20 protein-coding genes are annotated in these 22,816 nt (G+C 75.2%); 8 read left to right on the top strand and 12 right to left on the bottom strand.

The genetic code is table 11. The annotated features are described in order from the left end of the window. Positions 1-81 precede the first annotated feature (81 nt). From egtB to RB614_RS32755, 4 genes are read left to right on the top strand one after another with little or no spacing between them, the layout of a single operon-like run. Positions 82-1,371, top strand: coding sequence for an ergothioneine biosynthesis protein EgtB (gene egtB, locus RB614_RS32770; RefSeq protein WP_308716561.1), 1,290 nt, complete (start codon positions 82-84; stop codon positions 1,369-1,371). After that, positions 1,371-2,162, top strand: a complete 792-nt coding sequence (egtC, locus tag RB614_RS32765; protein ID WP_308716560.1) for an ergothioneine biosynthesis protein EgtC — start codon at positions 1,371-1,373, stop codon at positions 2,160-2,162. Before egtB ends, egtC begins: the two co-directional genes overlap by 1 nt. Then, on the top strand, positions 2,159-3,121 hold the full coding sequence (gene egtD / locus RB614_RS32760) for an L-histidine N(alpha)-methyltransferase (protein ID WP_308716559.1): 963 nt from the start codon (positions 2,159-2,161) through the stop codon (positions 3,119-3,121). The genes egtC and egtD overlap by 4 nt, the downstream gene beginning before the upstream one ends. After that, on the top strand, positions 3,118-4,281 hold the full coding sequence (locus tag RB614_RS32755; protein ID WP_308716558.1) for an aminotransferase class V-fold PLP-dependent enzyme: 1,164 nt from the start codon (positions 3,118-3,120) through the stop codon (positions 4,279-4,281). The genes egtD and RB614_RS32755 overlap by 4 nt, the downstream gene beginning before the upstream one ends. 55 nt (positions 4,282-4,336) lie before the next feature. On the opposite strand, the gene RB614_RS32750 is transcribed toward RB614_RS32755, so the two are convergent. Then, entirely contained in the window at positions 4,337-5,641 is a 1,305-nt protein-coding gene (locus tag RB614_RS32750) for a S8/S53 family peptidase (protein ID WP_308716557.1), read from the bottom strand. A 51-nt stretch (positions 5,642-5,692) separates the two neighbouring features. Between RB614_RS32750 and RB614_RS32745 the strand changes: the two genes are divergently transcribed. Then, positions 5,693-8,422 (top strand): CHAT domain-containing protein, encoded by a 2,730-nt coding sequence (locus tag RB614_RS32745; protein WP_308716556.1) that lies wholly within the window; start codon positions 5,693-5,695, stop codon positions 8,420-8,422. A 445-nt stretch (positions 8,423-8,867) separates the two neighbouring features. On the opposite strand, the gene RB614_RS32740 is transcribed toward RB614_RS32745, so the two are convergent. Together RB614_RS32740 and RB614_RS32735 are read right to left on the bottom strand one after the other, a co-directional pair. Continuing rightward, positions 8,868-9,338: a hypothetical protein gene (locus tag RB614_RS32740; protein ID WP_308716555.1), complete on the bottom strand. Its 471-nt coding sequence runs from the start codon at positions 9,336-9,338 to the stop codon at positions 8,868-8,870. Positions 9,339-9,417: 79 nt separating this feature from the next. Then, on the bottom strand, positions 9,418-10,002 hold the full coding sequence (locus tag RB614_RS32735; protein WP_308716554.1) for an RNA polymerase sigma factor: 585 nt from the start codon (positions 10,000-10,002) through the stop codon (positions 9,418-9,420). Positions 10,003-10,198: 196 nt separating this feature from the next. Here RB614_RS32735 and RB614_RS32730 point away from each other — a divergent pair, with 196 nt between their 5' ends. Continuing rightward, on the top strand, positions 10,199-11,083 hold the full coding sequence (locus tag RB614_RS32730) for a hypothetical protein (protein ID WP_308716553.1): 885 nt from the start codon (positions 10,199-10,201) through the stop codon (positions 11,081-11,083). A gap of 7 nt (positions 11,084-11,090) precedes the next feature. On the opposite strand, the gene RB614_RS32725 is transcribed toward RB614_RS32730, so the two are convergent. Both RB614_RS32725 and RB614_RS32720 read right to left on the bottom strand, forming a co-directional pair. Further along, entirely contained in the window at positions 11,091-11,858 is a 768-nt protein-coding gene (locus RB614_RS32725) for a class I SAM-dependent methyltransferase (RefSeq protein ID WP_308716552.1), read from the bottom strand. Then, positions 11,859-12,161, bottom strand: a complete 303-nt coding sequence (locus RB614_RS32720) for a metal-sensitive transcriptional regulator (protein ID WP_308716551.1) — start codon at positions 12,159-12,161, stop codon at positions 11,859-11,861. Between the two features lie 62 nt (positions 12,162-12,223). On the opposite strand from RB614_RS32720, the gene RB614_RS32715 reads away from it, so the two are divergent. Beyond that, on the top strand, positions 12,224-14,389 hold the full coding sequence (locus RB614_RS32715) for an HAD-IC family P-type ATPase (protein ID WP_308716550.1): 2,166 nt from the start codon (positions 12,224-12,226) through the stop codon (positions 14,387-14,389). A 55-nt stretch (positions 14,390-14,444) separates the two neighbouring features. Here the strand turns inward: RB614_RS32715 and RB614_RS32710 are convergent, their stop codons facing one another. The 6 genes from RB614_RS32710 to RB614_RS32685 form a co-directional block, all read right to left on the bottom strand. Beyond that, on the bottom strand, positions 14,445-15,329 hold the full coding sequence (locus tag RB614_RS32710) for a hypothetical protein (protein ID WP_308716549.1): 885 nt from the start codon (positions 15,327-15,329) through the stop codon (positions 14,445-14,447). A 151-nt stretch (positions 15,330-15,480) separates the two neighbouring features. After that, positions 15,481-16,275, bottom strand: coding sequence for an ABC transporter permease (locus RB614_RS32705; RefSeq protein WP_308716548.1), 795 nt, complete (start codon positions 16,273-16,275; stop codon positions 15,481-15,483). Further along, positions 16,275-17,228, bottom strand: coding sequence for an ATP-binding cassette domain-containing protein (locus tag RB614_RS32700; protein WP_308716547.1), 954 nt, complete (start codon positions 17,226-17,228; stop codon positions 16,275-16,277). The genes RB614_RS32705 and RB614_RS32700 overlap by 1 nt, the downstream gene beginning before the upstream one ends. Before the next feature lie 187 nt (positions 17,229-17,415). Then, positions 17,416-20,508 (bottom strand): AfsR/SARP family transcriptional regulator, encoded by a 3,093-nt coding sequence (locus tag RB614_RS32695; RefSeq protein ID WP_308716546.1) that lies wholly within the window; start codon positions 20,506-20,508, stop codon positions 17,416-17,418. Positions 20,509-20,574: 66 nt separating this feature from the next. Then, entirely contained in the window at positions 20,575-20,769 is a 195-nt protein-coding gene (locus RB614_RS32690; protein ID WP_308716545.1) for a hypothetical protein, read from the bottom strand. Between the two features lie 111 nt (positions 20,770-20,880). Beyond that, positions 20,881-21,354 carry a methylated-DNA--[protein]-cysteine S-methyltransferase gene (locus RB614_RS32685; RefSeq protein WP_308716544.1) on the bottom strand — a complete coding sequence of 158 codons (474 nt, stop codon included), beginning with the start codon at positions 21,352-21,354 and terminating at the stop codon, positions 20,881-20,883. A gap of 134 nt (positions 21,355-21,488) precedes the next feature. Between RB614_RS32685 and RB614_RS32680 the strand changes: the two genes are divergently transcribed. Then, on the top strand, positions 21,489-22,613 hold the full coding sequence (locus tag RB614_RS32680; RefSeq protein ID WP_308716543.1) for a peptidoglycan recognition protein family protein: 1,125 nt from the start codon (positions 21,489-21,491) through the stop codon (positions 22,611-22,613). Between the two features lie 27 nt (positions 22,614-22,640). On the opposite strand, the gene RB614_RS32675 is transcribed toward RB614_RS32680, so the two are convergent. Then, positions 22,641-22,799: a hypothetical protein gene (locus RB614_RS32675; protein ID WP_308716625.1), complete on the bottom strand. Its 159-nt coding sequence runs from the start codon at positions 22,797-22,799 to the stop codon at positions 22,641-22,643. Positions 22,800-22,816: the final 17 nt, after the last annotated feature.

Here is a 22,816-nt window from a genome sequence, read left to right as displayed (position 1 = left end):
GTGACCGAGCGTAGCGAGGGAACCATCGGGCACAGTCGGCTCGGGAGTCCCGTGGCCGCCCGCAGCGAAGCGAGGACGGCCGTGGGCGATCTGGACGTGCGCGCGCTGGTCGCGGCCGAGCTCGACCGCACCCGGCGGCGCAGCACCGCACTGACCGACGCCGTGGACGACGACGACCTGGTCCGCCAGCACTCCCCGCTGATGTCGCCGCTGGTGTGGGACCTCGCCCACGTCGGCAACCAGGAGGAGCTGTGGCTGGTCCGCGACGTCGGCGGGCGCGAGCCGGTGCGGCAGGACATCGACCACCTGTACGACGCGTTCAAGCACCCGCGCAAGGACCGCCCCCAGCTGCCGCTGCTCGGGCCGGCGGAGGCCCGCGCCTACACCCGCACCGTCCGCGACAAGGTGCTCGACCTGCTCGACCGGGTCTCCCTCGAAGGGCGGCCGCTGGTGGAGCGGGGCTTCGCGTTCGGCATGATCGTGCAGCACGAGCAGCAGCACGACGAGACCATGCTCGCCACCCACCAGCTGCGGGTCGGCCCGCCGGTGCTCACGGCCGCGCCGCCTCCGCCCGCCACGGCCGCCGCCGGCGGCGAGGCGCTCATCCCGGCCGGATCCTTCACCATGGGTACCTCCGCGGAGCCCTGGGCCCTCGACAACGAACGGCCCGCGCACACCGTCGACCTGCCCGCGTACCTGATCGACCGCGCACCGGTGACCAACGCGCGGTACCAGGAGTTCGTCGACGCGGGCGGCTACGACGACCAGCGCTGGTGGAGCGCCGACGGGTGGGCGCACCGGCAGCGGGCCGGGCTGACCGGGCCGATGCACTGGCACGGCGACGGCACGTACACCCGCTTCGGGCGGCGCGCGCCCCTGGTCCCGGACGAGCCGGTGGTGCACGTCTGCTGGTACGAGGCGGAGGCGTTCGCCGCGTGGGCCGGCAAGCGGCTGCCGACCGAGGCGGAGTGGGAGAAGGCGGCCCGCTTCGACCCGGCGACCGGGCGGTCGCGGCGCTACCCGTGGGGCGACGAGGACCCGGAGGAGCGGCACGCCAACCTGGGGCAGCGCCACCTCTCCCCCGCGCCCGCCGGCGCCTACCCGGAGGGCGCCTCGCCGGCCGGGGTGCACCAGCTGATCGGCGACGTGTGGGAGTGGACCGCCTCCGACTTCCGCGGCTACCCGGGCTTCGCCCCGTTCCCGTACCGGGAGTACTCGGAGGTCTTCTTCGGCCCGGAGTACAAGGTGCTGCGCGGCGGCTCGTTCGGCACCGACAAGGCGGCCTGCCGGGGCACGTTCCGCAACTGGGACTACCCGATCCGGCGGCAGATCTTCAGCGGCTTCCGCTGCGCCCGGACGGTGCCCGCCTAGTGTGCCGGCACCTCGCCTACCTGGGGCCGCCGGCCACGCTGTCGGCCCTGCTGCTGGAGCCGCCGCACTCGCTGCTGCGCCAGTCCTGGGCGCCGCGTGACATGCGCGGCGGCGGCACGATCAACGCGGACGGCTTCGGGGTGGGGTGGTACCCGCTTCTCGCCGCCGGCGGCGTCCGGGCCGAGGAGCGAAGCGACGAGGACGGACGGAGCGGGCCCGGGCCCGTCCGCTACCGGCGTGCCGGTCCGATGTGGAGTGACCCGGGCTTTCCGGAGCTGGCCCGGGTCACCGCGTCGGGGGCGGTGCTCGCGGCGGTGCGCTCGGCGACCGTCGGCATGCCGGTGCACGAGTCCGCCTGCGCGCCGTTCGCCGCCGGAGACCTCCTCTTCAGCCACAACGGACGGGTGACCGGGTGGCCGCGGAGCGTCGCCAAGCTCGCCGAGCGGCTGCCCGTCACCGACCTGCTCACGCTCGACGCCCCCACCGACGCCGCGCTGCTGTGGGCGCTCGTCCGGCACCGGCTGCGCGGCGGCGCCGACCCGGCCTCGGCGCTGGCCGCCACGGTGTCCGAAGTGGACGCCGCCGCGCCCGGCTCGCGGCTCAACCTGCTGCTCACCGACGGTCGCCGGGTGTACGCCACGACCGCCGGCCATTCCCTTTCCGTGCGCCTTGCGGCGGGCGCCGTCACCGTCGCCTCGGAGCCGTACGACGACGACCCCGCCTGGCGGCCCGTACCCGACCGCTCGCTCGTGGTAGCCGACCCGACGACCCACACCGTGGAGGACCTGTGAGGCTCGACATCCACCTGACCGAGGCCGACCTGGCCCGCGCGCTGCGCGACGACGCCCGGGCCGGGCTGACCGCGGCCCCGAAGACGCTCCCGCCGAAGTGGTTCTACGACAGCCGCGGCAGCGAGCTCTTCGAGCGGATCACCGAGCTGCCCGAGTACTACCCGACCCGCGCCGAACGGGCCGCGCTCACCGCGCACGCCACCGAGATCGCCGAGGTGACCGCCGCGAAGACGCTGGTCGAGCTCGGCTCCGGCTCCTCCGACAAGACCCGGCTGCTGCTCGACGCGCTGCACCGGCACGGCACGCTGGGCCGCTTCGTACCGCTGGACGTCTCCGAGCCGGCCCTCCGCGCGGCCGCCATCGCGATCGACGCCGACTACCCCGACCTCGACGTGAACGCGATCGCCGGCGACTTCACCCGCCACCTGGACGAGATACCGGCCGGCGACGGGCGGCTCGTCGCGTTCCTGGGCGGCACGATCGGCAACTTCCCGCCGGGCGAACGGGCCCGCTTCCTGCGTGGCCTGCGCGCGGTGCTGCACCCGGGCGAGTGGTTCCTGCTCGGCACCGACCTGGTCAAGGACCCGGCCACGCTGGTCGCGGCGTACGACGACAGCGCCGGCGTCACCGCCGAGTTCAACCGCAACGTGCTGCGCGTGCTCAACCGCCAGCTCGACGCCGACTTCGACCCGGAGGCGTTCGCCCACGTGGCGCTCTGGGACCCGGAGCGGGAGTGGATCGAGATGCGGCTGCGGGCGACCAGACCCATGCGGGTACGGGTGGCCGCCCTCGACCTCGCCGTCTCGTTCGCGGACGGCGAGGAACTGCACACGGAGATCTCCGCGAAGTTCCGGCGCGACGGGATCGCGGCCGAGCTCGCGGCGGCGGGCTTCGACGCGGTGCGCTGGTGGACCGACGCCCCGGCCCGGTTCGGGGTGACCCTGGCCCGGGCTTCGTGATCGACGTCGAGCGGGCGCGGCGGGAGACACCCGGCTGCGCCCACGTGGCGCATCTCAACAACGCCGGCGCCGCCCTCCCGCCCGCCGCCGTCACCGACGCGGTCGTCGGCCACCTGCGGCTGGAGGAGCGGATCGGCGGGTACGAGGCGGCCGCGGCCGCGGCGGCCGAGGTGGAGAACGCGTACCCGGCGATCGCCCGGCTGCTCGGCTGCGCGCCGCACGAGGTAGCCGTCGTGGAGAACGCCACCCGCGGCTGGGACATGGCGTTCTACGCGTTCGACTTCCACCCCGGCGACCGGATCCTGACCGTCCGCACCGAGTACGCCAGCAACGTGATCGCCCTGCTCCAGGTCGCCCGCCGCACCGGTGCCGTGATCGAGGTGATCGAGACGGACGAGCACGGCCTCCCCTCGCTCGACCACCTCGCCGGCGAGCTGGAGCGGGGCGCCGCGCTGGTCGCGGTCACCCACGTGCCGACGCACAGCGGGCTGGTCAACCCGGCGGCCGAGATCGGCGCGCTGACCCGGGCGGCCGGCGTGCCGTACCTGCTGGACGCCTGCCAGTCGGTCGGGCAGCTGCCGGTCGACGTGGGCGAGATCGGGTGCGACATGCTCGCCGCCACGGGCCGCAAGTTCCTGCGCGGGCCGCGCGGCACCGGCTTCCTGTACGTCTCGGAGCGGCTCGTCGAGCGCCTCGAACCGCCGTTCCTCGACCTGCACGCGGCGACCTGGACCGCGCCGGACGCGTACGAGATCCGGCCGGACGCCCGGCGCTTCGAGACGTGGGAGACCAACTACGCCGGCAAGATCGGGCTCGGCGTGGCGGTCGACTACGCGCTCGGCTGGGGGCTCGACGCGATCGAGGCGCGGGTCACCGCCCTCGCCGAAGGGCTGCGGGAACGGCTCCGCGCGGTGCCCGGCGTGACCGTGCGGGACGAGGGGAAGCGGCGGTGCGGCATCGTCACGTTCACTGTGGACGGTGTGCCGGCGACCGAGGTGCGGCGGCGGCTGGGGGCGGCGGGGATCAACACGAGCGTCTCGCCGATGGAGTACGCCCGCTTCGACCTCGCCGCCCGCCGCCTGCCCGACCTGGTCCGCGCCTCGGTGCACTACTACAACACCGAGGACGAACTCGACCGCCTCTGCGCCGCCCTCCGGTGATCGAAGCTCCCTTCATGTCGTTCTAACGGCATGAAGGGAGCTTCGATCACCGCGGCTACGGCAGCAGCACCGCGCCGACGCCGGGGACCGCTTGGGCGCGGGCCTCCACCAGCAGGGCGGCCGCCGCGTCGCGGGCGTTCTCGCCGGTCCGGGACATCCGGGCGGCGACCAGCCCGGCCACGATCGGCGTGGCGAACGAGGTGCCGCTCCACATCGCCATCCCCTCGAACGTCTCCACCCGCGGCTGCGGCAGCGTGGGCGGGATGTTCGGCGGCTCCTGGTAGGTGAACTTGCCGTCCGGGAACGCGTTGACCAGGTCGGTGCCGGGCGCGTACAGGTCGACCCAGCCGCCGAAGTTGCTGTAGTCGGCCCGGCTGCGCCAGTCGCTGTCGAGGGCGCCCACCGAGACCGTGTACGGCGCCGCCGCCGGCCAGAAGAACTGCCGCTCCCCGTCGTTTCCGGCCGCCACGACCAGGGCCACGCCCTTGTGGTGGCGCAGCCGCCGCTCGTTCCAGACCTGGAAGGCGAGCAGCCCACCCGGGTACGAGCGGGTGCCGGCCGACATGCTGATCACGTCCGGAAACTCGGTGGCGAGGGCGTGGTCGAGGTTTCGCACCAGCGTCGACTCCCACGTGGCGCCGCCCCGGTCGAAGAAGCTCAGCACCCGGACCTCGGCCCGCGGCGCCACCGCCCGCACCAGCCCGGCGATGAACGTGCCGTGCCCCGCGTACGGGTCGAGCACCCGGCCCGGCCCGATCAGCGGGTCGGTCTCGCCGGTCACCCCGTGCAGCCAGAACGGCGTGCTGGCCATCCCGGTGTCGAGGCCGGTGTCGACCACCACCACCTTGACGCCGGCGCCCGCGGCGGGGTCGGCGGACACCGGCGGGTACGGCGCGCCGCCCGGCCCCACCGGCTCCGGCTCGGTCGCCGGGCAGGTCGCCGCGTCACCGGAGATGTGCACCAGGTGGTCGGGCGCGGCGAGGCCGGCCCCCAGCCCCGGGATGTCGAACTCCTCGTGCCCGTCCCGGATGAGGTCGAGCACGTCGTGGGTCTCCAGGTCGCGGGCCCAGAGCAGGCGGACGCCGTCGACCACCTGCTCGACCTCGTCACGCTCCCGCGGCGCGGGTGTCTCGGTGCGCCCCGCCCCCAGGTCGCGCCGGTAACGGTCCACTATCGACCGCACGTCGTCCAGCGCCTCCTCACGTACGAGGACGCAGCCCTTGCGGTACATGTACCTGATCTCCGCCGGCTGTCCACTGCGGACGATCCCCACCTCGTCCGCCCCGCCCATCGCGCGGATGGCGTGGTCGGCCTGTATCTGCTCGGTCGATCTCGACTTGTCGTCGGGCTTGTCAGCCACGACACCTCCCCGGTGTCCATATCGTTTCCATGGAATTCCTACGATGTTCCCGTGGACGAGGCCCTGCTCGCGCTCGCCGTGTCACGCCCGGCCGACGCGCTCGCCCAGGCCGGGCAGGTGCTCGCCCAGCGTCCAGACCCGACCGCCGCCTCGGTCGCGCACCAGGCGCGGGCGATCGTACTGCGCGACTCCGGGCGGGTCGACGAGGCCGTCGCCGAGCTGCGCGCCGCCCTCCGGGCCGCCCTCCGCTCCCCCTCGGCCGAGCGGGCCGTCGACGTGCGGGCCACCCTCGGCGTGACGCTCGGGTTCGCCGGGCGCACCGCACAGGGTCTGGCCATGTTGGACACCGCGGTCGCGGGCTGCGCGGGCGGGGTCCACGCCGGCCGGGTGCTGATGCGCCGGGCCAGCCTGTTGCGGGTGCTGGGTCGCTACGACGAGGCGCTCGCCGACCTGCGCCGCGCCATCGACCTGCTGCGGCGCGGCGGCGACCCGATCTGGGAGGCCCGCTCGCGCACGCACCGTTTCCTCGTGTACGCGGCGCTCGGGCAGGCCGCCCGCGCCGACCGCGACCTCGCCGCCGCCGAGCGGCTGCTCGCCGGCGCCGGGCAGGAGATGGAGTCGGCGATGGCCGTGCACAACCGCGCCGACCTGGCCCTGCAGGGCGGCGACATCCCCCGCGCGCTGGGCTTCCTGGACGAGGCCGCCGAACGGTACGCGGCGCTCGGCGTCAACCGCCCCAACCTCGCCATCGACCGGTGCGGGGTGCTGCTCGCCGCGGGACTGGCCGCCGAGGCGGTCGCGGTCGCCGACGAGGCGGTACGCCGGGCCGGCACCGGCGGCGAGCGGACCAAGGTGGCCGAGCTGCTGCTCGCGGCCGCGCGGGCGGCGCTCGCGGCCGGACGCTCCGCCGAGGCGTCCACCCGGGCGGCGGACGCCCGCGACCTCTTCCGCCGGCAGGGGCGGCCGTGGTGGCAGGCGCGCGCGGCGTTCGTGGTGACCCAGTCGCGGTACGCGGCCGGCGAGCGCGGCGCCCGCCTCCTCGGGCAGGCCGTCGACCTCGCCCACCGCCTCGACGCGCTGCGGGCCGAGGAGGCGCCGGCCGCCCACCTGCTGGCCGGGCGGGTCGCCGCCGGGCTGGGGCGGGCCGCCGACGCGGAGCGCCACCTGGCGAGCGCGGCCCGTTTCCGGCACCGCGGTCCCACGTTCGGGCACGCGGCCGGGTGGCTGGCCCAGGCGCTGCGGGCCCAGGGGCGGGGCGACACCCGGGCCGCGCTGCTCGCCTGCCGGCGCGGGCTGGTCGCCGCCGGGGAGCACCAGCGCACGCTCGGGGCGCCGGAGCTGCGGGCGCACGCCGCCGCGTACGGGACGGAGCTGGTCGCGATCGCGCTGCGCCACGCCGTCCAGCGGGGCGACGCGCGCATGCTGCTGCGGTGGACCGAGCGGTGGCGGGCCAGCGCGCTCGCCGTACCACCGGCGCTGCCGCCGGACGACCCCGAGCTGGTGGCCGAGCTCGGGTCGCTGCGCGCGGTCGTACGCCGGCTGGAATCGGCCCGGGCGGAGGGTGGGCCGACCGCGCGCCTCGACCACGAGCGGGCGCTGCTCGAAGCCTCGATCCGGGCGCGCACCCGGCGGGCGGCGGGCGACCCGGACGGCGGCGGTTTCGCCGGCACCGACCTGGCGGCCCTGCTGGACGGCCTGGGCCGGCACCGGCTGGCCGAGCTGACCGCGGTCGACGGCGTCCTGTACGCCACGACGGTCGTCGGCCGCCGCGTCCGCATGCACGCCGTCGGGCCGGTCGCGGAAGCCGAGCGGGAGGTGGAGCTGGCCCGGTTCATGCTGCGCCGGCTCGCCCACGGCCGGGCGCCGCGCGGCGCACTCGACCGGCTCGACCGGGCCGGGGTGGCGTTGCAGCGGGCGCTGCTCGGGCCGGCCGCCGCAGACCTGGCCGGCGACGGGCCGGTCGTGGTGGTACCCCCCGCCCAGCTGCACGCGGTGCCGTGGGCGCTGCTCCCGGCGCTGCGCGGTACCCCGGTGGGGGTCGCGCCGTCCGCCGCGACCTGGCTGCGCGCCGGGGCGGTACCCGCGCCGCGACGGCACCGGGTGGCGCTGGTCGGCGGGCCGGGGCTGGACGCGAGCGCGGTCGAGCTGAAGCAGCTCGCCGCCCTCTACCCCGACGCGGCGGTGCTCAGCGACGGCGCCGCCACGGCCGCCGCGACGCTGGCCGCGCTGGACGGGGCGTGGACCGCGCACGTGGCCGCGCACGGCACGTTCCACGCGGAGAACCCGCTCTTCTCCGCGCTGTCGCTGGACGACGGGCCGCTGATGGTGCACGACCTGGGGCGGCTGCGCCGCGCGCCGCAGCGGCTCGTGCTGTCCAGCTGCGAGTCCGGCGTGGCCGGCGCGATCACCGCCAGCGCGATCACCGCCGGCACGGTTACCGCCGCCTCGGTCGCCGTCGGCACGATCACGGCCGGCACGGGCGCCGCCAGCTCGGTCGCCGCCGGCACGGGCGCCGCCGGCACGGGCGCGGCCGCCGGCGCCGCGGTGGTCGACGAGCTGCTCGGTATGGTCACCGCGCTCGTGCCGCTCGGCACCGCGAGCATCCTGGCCAGCGTCGTGCCCGTGCACGACGGCGCCACCGCCCCGCTGATGGTCGCCTTTCACGAGCGGCTGCGGGCCGGCGCGTCGTTCGCCGAGGCACTGCTCGCGGTCCGGTCCGCCGGCGAGGGCGACCCGGTCGCGGTCGCGACCGCCCTGTCCTTCCTCGCCCTCGGCCGCTGACCTTTCCCGACGCTGCTCACGGGCCTTCCGCCCGCGAGGCCCGCGCACGCCGGCCTCTTGCTCGCGGGCGTGGCGTTGTCGGGCTCGGTGCTCGCGGGCCTTCCGCCCGCGGGCCCCGCGGACGCGGGCATTTTGGTTGCGGGCCCGGCGCTCGCGGGCCTTCTGGCCGTGGGCCTTCTGGCCGTGGGCCGAGCACACGCGGGCCTGACGCTCGCGAGCCCCGCGGACGCGGGCATTTTGGTTGCGGGCCCGGCGGACGCAGGCCTTCTGGCCGTGGGTCGAGCGCACGCGGGCCTGACGCTCGCGGGGCTGACGCTCGCGGGCCCTGCGGACGCGAGCCTTCGCGCTGTAGGCCGAGCACACGCGAGCCTGGCGCTCGCGGGCCTGGCGCCAGGCGGCCCGGCGGTGCCGCGGGGCTGGGTGGGCGGTGCCGGGCGGGCGTCCCTCACGGGACCAGCCACGCGGTCCGCACCAGCTGGCCGATCTCGGAGCGGTAGCGGAGCCGGATCGGGCCGGGTGGGACGCCGTCGGCCACAAAACGGCCCAGCTCGTCGACGTCGACCTCGACGCTGCCGCCGTCGCCGCGCTCCACGCCGCACTCGGTCACCGGGCCGGTGAACTGCCCGATCAACCGCAGCCCCGACCCAGCCGGCTCCAGGTCGACGTCGACCTGCACGCCCCCGCCGTCGAAGGTCAGCAGCCGGCTCTCCGCCGCACCCGGCCCCCGCACCGCCTCGAAGAGCAGGCCGGAACCGGCGTCGGCCGAGTCGGCGACCAGCTCGGCGAGCTCGTGGTCGAGGTGGCGGGTGGCGATCGCGGCCCGGGCGGCTTCCAGCACGCCGGGCGGTACCGGGTCGACCTCGGCGGCGATCCGGCGCAGCTCCGCCATCAAGGCGTCGTCGTCACGCTCGCTCACGGCCGTCCTCGCTTCGCCGCGGGCGGCCGCGAGGCTACGACCGCACTGAGTCTCATGATTCGCTCGCTCACGGCAGGCCTCACACGTTTCCTGGTGACGGGGCCTCGAACGGATGCGCCCCGGTCAGCATGATCTTGCGAAGGTTGTCGAGGCAGCGGCGCCGGGTCGGGCCGATGCCGCCGACCGGCATGTCGAGCGCCGCGGAGACCTCCGCGTACGACGGTGCCGGGTCGGCCATCAGCATCCGCAGCAGCGACTGGCAGCGCGGCCCGAGCCCCTTGAACGCCCGCCACAGCGCCGCGTCCCGCTCCCGCCGCAACAGTGCCTCGTCGAGCGCGGCCGTGTCGCCGGCGACCTGGTCCCAGCCGTCCGCCGACACCACCCGCGCGCGGCGGCGGAGCACCGCCAGGCACTCCCGCCGCATCGTGGTCGCCAGCCAGGAGCCGATGCGCGCCGGGTCGCGCAGCCCGTCGAGCGCCTCGACCAGCCGCAGCCAGGTGGTCTGCACCGCGTCGGCGGCGTCCGCCTCGCTCAGCCGCATGCTCCGCGCCACGGCCCACAGGAGACCGACGTACCGCTCGGTCAGCGCCGCCCACGCGTCACTGTCGCCATCCCGCACCCGCTCGACGAGATCGCGCGCGTCCGCCTCCGCCAATGGGTCCATCCCGTCCCCCCGGATCGCCGGCCCCATTCTCGCGAACGGCCGGCCGGCACGTCCACGGCGCGCGCCGGGACAGTGCTGATCGGACGGGATCGATTTTGGCATCACGTAGACATGAGCGCTCCACACGTCCCGCTGATACGCCCCGGTGTCTCTTTTGTTCAAGCCGGGAGCGCCGCACGGTGGGCACCATGGGCCCATGGAGAGCTATCTGACCCGGGCCGCGGCGTTCCTGAACGGCAACGCGCGGCTGATCGACCGGCGCCGCTTCGACCTGGTGACCGGCCGCGACGGGGGCGCGGGGGCCCTGGCCGCCCTCGCCGCCTACCGCAATCCGGACGGCGGCTTCGGCTGGGGGCTGGAGCCCGACCTGCGCTCGCCGGAGAGCCAGCCGGCCGGGGCGCTGCACGCGTTCGAGGTGCTGGCGGAGGCCGGGGGCGGCGAGTTCGGCGTACCGCTCTGCGACTGGCTCGACTCGGTCACGCTCGGCGACGGCGGCCTGCCGTTCGCGCTGCCGGTCACCGAGCCGGCCGGCTCCTCGTGGGTCTGGACCGAGGCCGGCACCACCGCGTCGTCCGCGCAGATCACCTGCGCCGTCGCCGCGGCCGCGCACCTGGTCGCCCGCCACGACCCGGCGGTACGCGACCATCCGTGGCTGGCCCGCGCCAGCGCGTACTGCCGGGAGCGGATCGCCGCGCTGACCGCGCTCGGGCACGCGCTGGAGTACCGGTTCATGCTGCTCTTCCTGGACGCGGCGGACGGCACGTGGCCGGGCGCGGACGGTGAGGCGCGGCGGCTCGTCGGGTTTCTGCCGGCGTCCGGCACGGTGCCGGTCGAGGGCGGCATCGAGGGCGAGTCGATGCGCCCGCTGGACTTCGCGCCACACCCCGGGCCGGTCCGCGACCTGCTGCCGCCCGCCCTGGTCGAGGCCGATCTGGCCCGCCTCGCCGCCGCGCAGGGCGAGGACGGCGGCTGGAGCGTGGACTTCGCCGCCGGTTCCCCGGCCGCGGCCCTGGCCTGGCGCGGCTACGCGACGGTGGCGGCCGTCAAGACCCTGGCCTCGTCGCTCCTCCGCCCGGCGTGACCGCCGGTCAGGCCGGACCCCTCAGCGCCGGTTTCGTCGCCTCGACGAGGAAGCGGCGGCTCCAGGCGACGAACGCCCCCTCCGCCCGGATCCGCTCGTGCACGGCGCGGAGCTGGTCGCGGTAGGCCTCGACGGTGAAGCCGGGCACCGTCCAGATCACCTTGCGCAGGAAGTGCACGACCGCCCCGACGTCGAAGAACTCCGCCCGCAGCGCCGCCTCCCGCAGGTTGACCACGGTCAGCCCGGCCTCCCGCGCGGCGGCGACGGCCCGGTGCGGGTCGCGGGCGGTGCCGGCCGGTACCGGGCCCATCATCGCCACGGTCAGCTCGCGCATCGTGCCGTTGCCGATCTGCTGCGACAGGTACGTGCCGCCGGGGCGGAGCACCCGGGCGATCTCGTCCCACCGGGTGAGGGTGGGGTGGCGGCTCACCACCAGGTCGAACGACTCCGCCGCGAACGGCAGGTCGGCGTCGTCGGCCACCTCGTACACCGTCCCGCCCAGCGGTGCGAGGTTTCGCCGGGCCACCGCCACGTTGGGCGGCCACGACTCGGTGGCGGCGAGCCGGGGCGGCGCCTCGGGGATGGCGGCGAGCACCTCCCCGCCCCCGGTCTGCACGTCGAGGCCGGCCTCGGCGGTGGCCATGCGCCGGCCCATCAGCCGCGCGTACCCCCAGGGTGGCCGCTCCTCGGTCGCCCGCCCGGCGAACCAGGAGAAGTCCCACCCCTCCACCGGCGCGGCGGCCCCCTCCTCGACCAGCTCGTCGAAGGAGGTCATCTACGAGCGGACCAGCCTGGCGATGGCGTCCGAGGCCTCGCGGATCTTCTCGTCGGCCTCGGGGCCGCCGGCCTGGGCCGCCTGGGCCACGCAGTGGCTGAGGTGCTCCTCGAGCAGGCCGAGCGCGACCGACTGGAGTGCCTTCGTCATCGCTGACACCTGGGTCAGGATGTCGATGCAGTACTTCTCCTCCTCGACCATGCGCTGCAGCCCGCGCGCCTGCCCCTCGATGCGGCGCAGCCGCTTGAGGTAGTCGTCCTTCTGGTGGATGTATCCGTGGTGTGCGTGCGAAGTGTCGTCCATGTCATCCTCTCCCTGCCCCATCGTACTCGCGGCACATACCCTAGGGGGGTATAGTACAGGCCATGGACCACAGCGAACATCACGCGCACGGTCACGATAAGCACGCCGGGCACGACCCGGAGATGTTCCGGCGGAAGTTCTGGCTGAGCCTGGCACTCACCGTCCCGGTGGTGCTGACCAGCGAGATGGTCATGGACTGGTTCGGGTACACGCTGGACTTCCCCGGCGTCGACTGGGTCGGCCCGGTCCTCGGCTCGGTCATCTTCTTCTACGGCGGCTGGCCGTTCCTGGTCGGCGGCGTGCGCGAGCTGCGTGACCGCGCTCCGGGCATGATGCTGCTGATCTCGATGGCGATCACCGTGGCGTACGCGGCCTCGATCGCCACCGCCCTCGGCGCCTTCGACCTGGACTTCTGGTGGGAGCTGGCGGCCCTGGTCACGATCATGCTGCTCGGCCACTGGCAGGAGATGAAGGCGATCGGCCAGGCCCAGGGCGCCCTCTCCGCGCTGGCCGCCCTCCTGCCCGACGAGGCCGAGCTGGTGACCGGCGAGCGGGTCTCGACCACCGAGCTGAAGCCGGGCGACGTGGTGCTGGTCCGCTCCGGCGGCCGGGTCCCGGCCGACGGCCGGGTCGTCGAGGGCGCCGCCGAGCTGGACGAGTCGATGATCACCGGCGAGTCCCGCCCGGTACCCCGGCAGGAGGGTGACCGGGTGGTGGCCGGCACGGTCGCCACCGACTCGGCGATCCGGGTCCGGGTCGACGCGGTCGGCGACGACACCGCGCTGGCCGGCATCCAGCGCCTGGTCGCGCAGGCCCAGGCGAGCGCCGGCCGGGCCCAGGTCCTGGCCGACCGCTTCGCCGCGATGCTCTTCTACATCGCCACCGCGGCCGGCGTGGTCACGTTCCTGGCCTGGTGGGCGACGGGCGACCTGGACGAGGCCGTGGTACGCACCGTGACGGTCCTGGTCATCGCCTGCCCGCACGCCCTCGGCCTGGCCATCCCGCTGGTCATCGCGCTGTCGACGGCGGTCTCCGCGCGGGCCGGCATCCTGGTCAAGGACCGGCTGGCCCTGGAGCGCATGCGCACGGTGGACGCCGTCCTCTTCGACAAGACCGGCACCCTGACCCGGGGCGCCCACAAGGTCACCGGCGTGGCCGGCGGCCCGGACGTGCTCCGCCTGGCGGCCGGCGTCGAGGCCGACAGCGAGCACCCGTTGGCCAAGGCGATCGTGGCTGCGGCGGACAAGCCCGCCGCCGCGAAGGACTTCCGCTCCCTGACCGGGCGCGGCGTCCGCGCCACGATCGACAGCATCGGGTACGCGGTGGGCGGTCCCGCCCTCCTCCGCGAGCTCGACGCCGAGCTCCCCGACGACCTGGCCGAGCAGACCGCGCAGTGGTCGAGCCGCGGCGCCGCCGTCCTCCACCTGATCCGCCTAGCCTCCGCTTCCGCCGCCGCTGCTTCTCCCGGCGCCTCCGCCGCTGAGAGTGCCGCCTCCGCCGCTCCCGGCGGCACTGCCACTCCCGGCGGCACTGCCACTCCCGGCGGCACTGCCACTCCCGGCGCCACGGCGGCCGCCCATGGCCGGCGGCCGGGCGACGACGGCGAGCGGCTCGGCGACGGCGGCGACCGCCCGCGGGTGATCGGTGCGCTCGCTCTTGAGGACGAGATCCGTCCGGAAGCCCGCGACGCCATCGCCCAGCTCCGCCAGAACGGCGTCCGCCGGATCGCGATGATCACCGGCGACGCCCGGGCGGTGGCCGAGTCGGTCGGCGCCGATCTGGGCCTGGACGAGGTCTTCGCCGAGGTGCTCCCCGCCGACAAGGACAGCGCGGTCGCCGGCCTGCAGGAGCGCGGCCACACGGTCGCGATGGTCGGCGACGGCGTCAACGACGCCCCGGCCCTGGCCCGGGCCGACGTCGGTATCGCGATCGGCGCCGGCACCGACGTCGCCATCGAGTCGGCCGGCGTGGTGCTCGCCTCGTCCGACCCGCGCGGGGTCACCGGCGTGATCCGCCTGTCCCGCGCCTCGTACCGCAAGATGGTCCAGAACCTGGCCTGGGCCGCCGGCTACAACATCATCGCGATCCCGCTCGCCGCGGGCGTGCTCGCCTGGGCCGGCCTCACCCTGAGCCCCGCGATCGGCGCCGTCCTGATGAGCGGCTCGACGATCGTGGTCGCCCTCAACGCCCAGCTCCTCCGCCGCGTCAAACTCACCCCCACGCCCTGATCCCACCCGGATCGTGGTACTTCGGTGCCCCCATGCGGGCATCGGAATACCACGATCACCGGCGCCAACCCGCCGCCGTCAGTGCGGCCCGTACCTGTGCCGCCGCATCATCCGGATTTTGGCGAATCATCCATGCGGGAAAACGCAACAGCCGCTCACCCGCGATGGTGATCTCGTTTTGCAGTCGCATGTCCGCGTACCAGGAGGCGACCTCCATGTGCTGGGCGCCGTCGATCTCCACGTGCAGCCGCCACCGCTCGAAGTACACGTCCCGGTAGCGGCGCCGCCCGGCCGAGTCGGTACGCACCGCCTGCCGCGACGGCTCCGGCAACCCGTGACGGCGACACAGCCGGGCGAAGTCGACCTCGGCGATCGACTCGGTGCCGCCCGAGGCGTCCGCCACCGCCGCGATGATCAGTTGTCGGCGTTTGACGTGCGTCATCCGCGCCAGCACGGGCGCCATGTCGACGGCCGCGACCAGCCGCTGCTGGAATCCGGCCGCGATCACCGCGACCGCTTCCCGGTCCGAGTCCGCCCAGCGCGCGGCGTCGACGAGCGACCGGGCCGGCATCGTGCACGGCGGCCGGCCCAGCCGGTGCTGGTCCTCCGGGGGCAGGTGCCGGGTGCGGTGGAGAACGACCCCGGGCGGCAGGCGCCGGTGCTGGCGCCGCACGCTCGCCAGGACGTGGATCCGGTGGCTGTCAAGGCCCCGCATGCCCAACACCGCCAGCGCCGACGGGCCGCCGAGCATCGCCGGGTGGCCGCCGCCGACCGCCAGCGAGGCCACCCACCGGCGCTGGTGCACGCTCATCTGACCGCTGTGGGTGAGGTACACGCCCGGATGGGCGATCTGCCAGCGCCCCGTGGTGAGGCGGTGCCGGAGCGCCTTCTGCGAGAAATACCGCAGCGCTTGCCGACGGCTGATTACTCCGTCCTGCACGAAAAGCAGAAACTCAAGATCCGACGACCCCACCCGTCCATGTTCGCCATTTCTGCTCCCTCCCGGCAGACCCTGTGGACAACCAGAGATCGTGGTATTCCGATGCCCGTATGGGGGCACCTAAATACCACGATCTCCGTTAGGGAACCCGTCAGCGGCTCAGGCGCTGGTAGCGGCGTACGGCGAGCGGGGCGAAGATCGCGATCAGTACCGCCGGCCACGCGATCGACAGCAGCAGCGGGTGCTGGGCGACCCAGGAGTCGCCGCCCGTACCGGGGTTGCCGAAGAGCTCCCGGCTGGCCGCCACCGTCGCGGAGAGCGGGTTCCAGGCGGAGACCGTGCCGAGCCAGTGCGGCATGAGCTCGGGCGCCACGAAGACGTTCGAGAGCGCCGTCAGCGGGAACGCCACCGGAAACACGATCACCGAGACGGTGTCCGGGTTCGGTACGACCAGGCCCAGGTAGATCCCGACCCAGGTGAGCGCCAGCCGCAGCAGCAGTACCAGCGCCACGGCGGCGAGCGCGTCCCCGACGCCGTGCCGCCACTGCCAGCCGACCAGCAGGCCGCACACGACCAGCGTCGCCATCTCCAGCAGCGCGCGGAGCAGGTCGGCGCCGCTGCGCCCGACGAGCAGGGCGGAGCGGGCCATGTCGATGGCGCGGAACCGGTCCACCACGCCCCGGCTCACGTCCACGGCGACGCCGGTGGCGGTGGCGCCCAGGCCGTACAGCATGGTCATGACGAAGACGCCGGGCAGCAGGTACTCGCGGTAGTTGCCGCCGCCGGGGACGGCCATGCCGCTGCCGAAGACGTACCCGAAGACGAGCACGAACATGATCGGCAGGCTGAAGTAGATGACGATCTCTTCGGGGGCGCGCACCACGTGCGCCATGTTGCGGCGGGTCATCGTCCACCCGTCCGCGATGCCCCAGCGCAGCGCCGACATCACGACACCGCCCGGTGGCCGGTGATCTGCAGGAACGCCTCGTCCAGCGTCGGACGGCGTACCCCGATGTCCTCGACGGTGATCCGCGCGGCCTGGAGCGTTCGCATGACCTCGGCGAGCGCGGCGACGCGGTCGGCGACCGGTGCGCTGACCTTGCGCACGTCGGGGTCGGTCTCGGGTGGCGCGGCGGTGGCCCGGCCGACGAGCCGCGCCGCCTCGCCCAGGTCGGCCGCGTCCCGCACGACGACCTCGACGCGGTCCGCGCCGATCTTGCGCTTGAGCTCGTCGGAGGTGCCCTCGGCCACGACCCGGCCGTGGTCGACCACCGAGATGCGGTCGGCGAGCTGGTCGGCCTCCTCCAGGTACTGCGTGGTGAGCAGCACCGTCGTCCCGCCGCCGACGAGCTCGCGGACCGCGTCCCACAGCTGGTTGCGGCTGCGCGGGTCGAGGCCGGTGGTGGGCTCGTCGAGAAAGAGGACCTTCGGCGTCCGGATGAGGCTGGCGGCCAGGTCGAGCCGGCGCCGCATGCCGCCGGAGTAGTCCTTGGCGGACTTGTCGGCCGCCTCGACCAGCCCGAAGCGTTCCAGCAGCTCGTCCGCCCGCCGCTTGGCCGCACGCGGGCGCAGGTGGTGCAGGCGGCCGAAGAGGACGAGGTTCTGGCGGCCGGAGAGGATGTCGTCTACCGCCGCGTACTGGCCGGTGAGGCCGATCGCGCCGCGTACCGCGGCGGGGTCGCGGGCCACGTCGTGGCCGGCCACCCGGGCGCGGCCGCCGTCGAAGCGGAGCAGGGTGGCGAGCACCCGCACGGCGGTGGTCTTGCCGGCGCCGTTCGGGCCGAGGATGCCGCACACGGTGCCGGCCGGCACGGTGAGATCGAAGCCGTCGAGGGCGGTGGTCGTGCCGTACCGCTTGCGCAGGTCCTCGGCCACCACCGCGGGGGTCTGTGTCGTCATGCCCGCTACGGTGTCCGGCGGCGCTGACCGCCCACGCACGGCACACTGACGGCACCGTCAGCGCCGCGCCGCCGACCGCGCGACCGCGCGGCACGACCAGAACAACCGTCAGCGCCGCGCCGCCGGCCGCGCGGGACGGGCGGCACGACCAGACGCGGCGCCGGCCCGAGCGGGCAAGAGGGGCGCGTCAGGCCGCGGACAGCGCCGCCAGCGCGGCGGAACGGGACAGGCCGGCGCCGCGCGCGAAGGCGGCCGGGTCGGCGGCGCGGGCCCGGGCCTCCTCGCGGGGCAGCGCCTCTGCCGCGGCGGCGGCACCCAGCAGCAGGGACGCCTCGGTGGGGTCGCTGAGCCCCACCAGCCCTTCGACCGCCTCCAGGAACGCCGGCATCGTGCGGACCCCGGCCGGGGCGGCGAGCGCCCGCCGGTACCAGTCGCGGGCCGCCGCCTCGTCCCCCTCCGCCCGGGCGATCCGGGCGGCCGCCACCAGGAGGCCGAAGCGGGTCGCGTCGGCGCTGAACCACCCGGCCGGGCAGGCGGCGAGCGCCTCCGCGCACCACTGCCGGGCCACGGGCAGGTCGCCGCGGCGGCGGGCTACCTCGGCGAGCCCCAGGTGGCCGGCGGCCACCATCTCCGGAACACCGGCCCGCCGGGCGAGGGCCGCGGAGCGCTCGTAGTCGGCGCGGGCCCGGTCGAGGGCACCGGCCTGGACCAGGCCGTCGCCGCGGGTGCGCAGCAGGTCGGCCATGTCGACGGTCGAGCCCAGCTCCCGGGCCAGCCGCAGCGCCTCGTCCATCGGCGCGGCGGCCGCGGCGTGGTCCCCCCGCCCGTCCGCGAACTCGGCCATCGCGGCGAGGGCCAGCATCATGCCCCACCGCTCGCCGATCGCCCGGAAGCCGGCCAGCGCGTCCGCGATCTCCCGCCTCGCGGGGTCGACCCGCTGGTGGAAAACGTGCATGAGCCCCGAGCCGATCCCACCCAGCGCGTGGAGCCACGGATCGTCGCCGAAGATCGCCCCCCACCGCTCGACCATCTCCGGCATGGTGAGCGGGCCTTCCGCGGGCGGGCCGGTCGCCATCGCCGAGAGATACAGCAGGAACGGCTGCCGCGGTGGCCGCCGCAGCACCGGGAGGAGCTGTTCGGTGGTCCACGGCCGTAGCGGGACGCCGGCGACGCCACCGAGATGTGCGGTGATCGCGCAGAGCGCGTACTCCTCGACCAGGTCCTCCGGCGGCTCCGGCCCGACGGCGGCGAGCAGGCGCGCGGCGAGCGCGCTCCCCTCGGTGCGCAGGCCGCGCAGCCACCAGTAGAACGAGAGCGCGGCGAGCAGCCGCATCCCGGTGGGCGGGTCGTCGTCGGCGGCCCGGGCCAGCGCGGCGCGCAGGTCCTCGCGCTCGCCGTCCAGGCGGCGCAGCCATTCGAGCTGCTCGGCGCGGCGCAGGTGGGGGTCGGCCTCGCGGGCCAGCTCCAGGTAGTAGGCGGCGTGCGCCCGGCTGAACTCCCCGACCTCCCCGGCCTCCGCGAGCCGCTCGCCGCAGAAGGCGCGCACGGTCTCCAGCATCCGGTACCGTCCACCGGCGGCCACCACCAGGGACTTGTCGACGAGCCCGGCGAGCACGTCGAGGTCGGCGCCGCAGACCCGCTCCGCGGCGTCGAGCGTCGCCCCGCCGGCGAAGACGGTGAGCCGCCGCGCCAGCCGCCGCTCGGCCTCGTCGAGCAGGTCCCAGCTCCACTCCACGACCGCGCGCAGGGTCTGGTGGCGGGGCTGCGCCGCGCGGCTGCCGCGGGTCAGCAGCCGGAAGCGGTCGTCCAGCCGGGCCGCGACCTCCGCGACCGGCAGGGCCCGCAGCCGCGCCGCGGCCAGCTCGATGGCGAGGGGCAACCCGTCGAGGGTACGGACCACGCGGAGCACGTCGTCCACATTGGAGTCGTCGAGCGCGAACCCGGGTACGGCGTCGCCCGCCCGCTCCACGAAGAGCCGCACGGCGGGGTACGTGCCGGTGCCCTCCGGCGCGGCGGCCGGCGGGACGGCCAGGCCGAAGACCGGGCAGAGCGCCTCGCCGGTGATGCCCAGCGGCTCGCGGCTGGTGGCCAGGACCCGTACGCCCGGCGCGGCGGCGAGGATCCGCGCGGCGAGCCGGGCCGTCTCGGCCACGACGTGCTCGCAGTTGTCGAGCACGACGAGCAGCCGCCGGTCGGCGAGCGCCGCGACCAGCCGTTCGGCCGCGTCCCGCGGGTCGCCCGGCCCGCGCAGGCTCGCCTCGCGCAGCCCGAGCGCGCGCAGCACGGCCCGCGCCACGTCACCGCCCTGGCCCGGCGAGCGGTCGGCCTGGGGCGGGAGCGCGGCCAGCTCGACGAAGCAGACCTCGCCCTCCTGCCGCCCGGCCGCCTCGACCGCGAGCCGGGTCTTGCCGGCGCCGCCCGGCCCGTGCAGCGTGACCAGCCGCGCCTCGCCGAGCAGCTTGCCGACCCGGCGCAGCTCCTCCTCGCGCCCGACGAAGCTGGTCAGCTGCGCCGGCAGCTCCGGCGGCCGGGCCACCTCGTCGCGGAGGATGGCGACGTGCAGCGCGGCCATCTCCGGTGAGGGGTCGGTGCCCAGCTCGTCCGCGAAGACCTGGCGCGCGTCGTCGTACGCGGCGAGGGCCTCGGCAGGCCGCCCGGCCGCGTACAGCGCGCGCATCAGCAGCGCCCGCGGCCGCTCCCGCAGCGGATGGGCGCCCACGACGTCGCGCAGCTCCGCGACCAGCTGCCCGGAACCTCCCCCCAGCCCCAGCTCGGCCTCGACCCGGTCCTCGACGGCGGTGAGCCGCAGCTCCTCCAGGCGGGCCGCCTGACCCGTCGCGTACGGCGCGTCGACCAGCGCCGGCCCCCGCCACAGCTCCAGCGCCTCGCGCAGCGAAGCCACCGCCCCGGCCAGGTCGCCCGCGCCCAGCGCCCGCTGCCCCTCGGCGGCGAGCCGGGTGAACCGGTGCGCGTCGACGTCGTCCGGCTCGACCGCGAGCCGGTAGCCGGCGGGGTGGAACTCGATCGGCGCGTACTCCCCCACCGCCTGCCGCAGCCGCGAGACCTGCGACTGGAGCGCGTTGGCGGCGCCGGAGGGCGGGCTGTCGCCGTAGAGGCCGTCGATGAGGCGCTCGGCGGGCACGATCCGCCCGGCGTCGAGCAGCAGGAGCGCGAGCAGCGCGCGGGCGCGCGGCGCCCCGACGGGGACCTCGACCCCGCCGGCGCCGAGCACCTGCGTCGCCCCGAGCACCCCGTACCGCACGTCTACATCCTCCCCCACGGCGCCGCGCTCGTGGGTGGGCGGCGCCCGGGGTGGCGGTGCGGCGTGGTGCGCGGCCGCCGCGGGTCAGCGGCGGAACGCGTTCCCGTTGTCGCCGGGGACGTCGTCGTCCTGCTTGACCAGGTCGAAGTGGCCGGCGCCGTCGAGGTCGTAGGACAGGCGGTCGACCTGGGTGTCACGGTTGCGGTCGCCGCGCACCAGGTCGATCAGCCCTTCCCAGCCGGGCCGGACGTCGAGGTCGCGGTCGTGGAAATCGGTCATACCGTCAACGCTAGGAAAGCGCCTGTCCGGTGATATCCCCGGAACGTGCCACCCCCCGCCGGTGATCGAAGCTCCCGCCACGTCGTTCTAGCGACGTGGCGGGAGCTTCGATCACGGGAACAGGGCGTCTTGCAGGGCGCCTTCGAGCGTGAGCAGGTGGCGCTTGGCGTCCAGCCCGCCGGCGTACCCGGTGAGCGTCCCGTCCGACCCCACGACCCGGTGGCAGGGGCGGACGACCAGCAGCGGGTTGGCCCCGACCGCGGCGGCCACCGCGCGGATCCGGTCGCGGGGCGCGCCGACCCGCTCGGCCAGCGTGCCGTACGTGACCGTGTGCCCGTACGGGATGCCGTCCAGCGCCGCCCACACCCGCTCCTGGAACGGCGTGCCGGCCGACCGCCACGGCAGGTCGAAGCGGTGCCGCTCGCCGGCGAGGGAGGCGCGCATCTGCTCGGCCGCGCCGGGCAGCGGGCCGGGCCGCCACGACGGGTCGGGCCGGCCGAACCAGACGCGGGTCAGCACCCCGTCCGAGGCCGCCAGCAGCAGGGGTCCGGCGGGCGTGTCGAGGGTCGTGAACACAGTGGACATGACTCCAATCTGCCCTGGTCGCGGGGCGGATGCTGGCGGGATTCGGACGCGGCGATTGACCGCGGCCGGCCGGCGCTGGCAATATCTTTCACGCGCGGTCCAATCAGTCGGCAGAAACCATCAGGAGCGAGCCCATGACCCTCGACCGCCGTACCCTCATCAAGACCGGCGTCGGCGCGGCCGCCGTCGGGGGCCTCACGCTCCCGGGCGTCGCGCAGGCCGCACCGTCCACAGCGGACGCGCCGGCGCCGCGGCCGTTCATCGACCAGATCATCACCGGTACGTCGTGGGCCGCCCGCGCCCCGTCCGGCACCCCGACGCTCAACACCGGCACGACGCAGAAGGTCGTCATCCACCACACGGCGTACCCGAACAGCACCGACTACTCGGTCAACCAGGCGATCTGGCTCGCCCGCGACATACAAAACCTGCACATGGACGGCAACGGGTGGCTCGACAGCGGCCAGCACTTCACCGTCAGCCGCGGCGGCTTCGTGCTCGAAGGGCGGGCCGGCAGCCTCGCCGCGCTCCGCGGTGGCACCCAGCAGGTCGTCGGCGCCCACTCCCCGGGTGAGAACGGCCGCGCGATCGGCATCGAAAACGAGGGCATCTACGTCGAGGAGGCCCCGCCGCGGTCGATGCTCGCCGGGCTCACCGCGCTCTGCGTGGAGATCTGCCAGCGGTACGGGCTGGGTGCGCACGTCCTCTTCGGACACTGGGACTTCCGCGAGACGCAGTGCCCGGGCATCGAGTTCTACAAGCTCTTCCCGAAGGTACGGCGGGACGTGGCGCGGGCGCTGGGGCAGCGGCCGTCGACGATCCCGGCGCGCACCTGGCCCAACGTCCTCTCGCCGAGCACCGGCCCGGTCGTCCGGCTCGCCCAGTATCTACTGAGGACACACGGGTACCCGGTGCAGCCGACCGGCACGTTCGACCCGGGCACGGTCACCGCCGTCAACGACTTCCAGGTCCGCAACGGCATGCCGGCCGCCGGGCTGGGTGAGGTGCTCGGCGGGACGTGGGATGTGCTGGTGCCGGCGCTGGACGGCCGGTCGACCGGCGACGCCGTGCTCGGGTTGCAGAGCATCCTGCTGCCCAAGGGGTACCCGGTGGAGCTGACCGGGACGTTCGACGTGGCCACCCGCGACGCCGTGCGCAAGGTGCAGCGCCTGCACGGCCTGGCGCCCACGGGCAAGGTCGACCTGGCCACGTGGTGCGCGGTCGCCGGCGGCATCGTGCGCCAGGAGTTTCAGCGCTGACGGCACCGTCCGGCGACCGCTGGAGCGTCAGGAGGCCGGTTCGCCGGAGGGCACCGCGAGCGGGGTGCCGAGAGAGACCGGCGTGCCGAAGTTGGGCGTGCCGTCCGCGTTCCACGTGAACTTCTGCGCCCGCGTCGACCGGTTCATGTCACACCCACCACCAGCCGAGCTGTTCGCGTGATACACGATCCAATCCTCCGTCC

The organism is Phytohabitans maris, assembly GCF_031085175.1.
Taxonomy (GTDB): domain Bacteria; phylum Actinomycetota; class Actinomycetes; order Mycobacteriales; family Micromonosporaceae; genus Phytohabitans; species Phytohabitans maris.
This window is presented reverse-complemented; position numbering and strand designations above follow the sequence as displayed.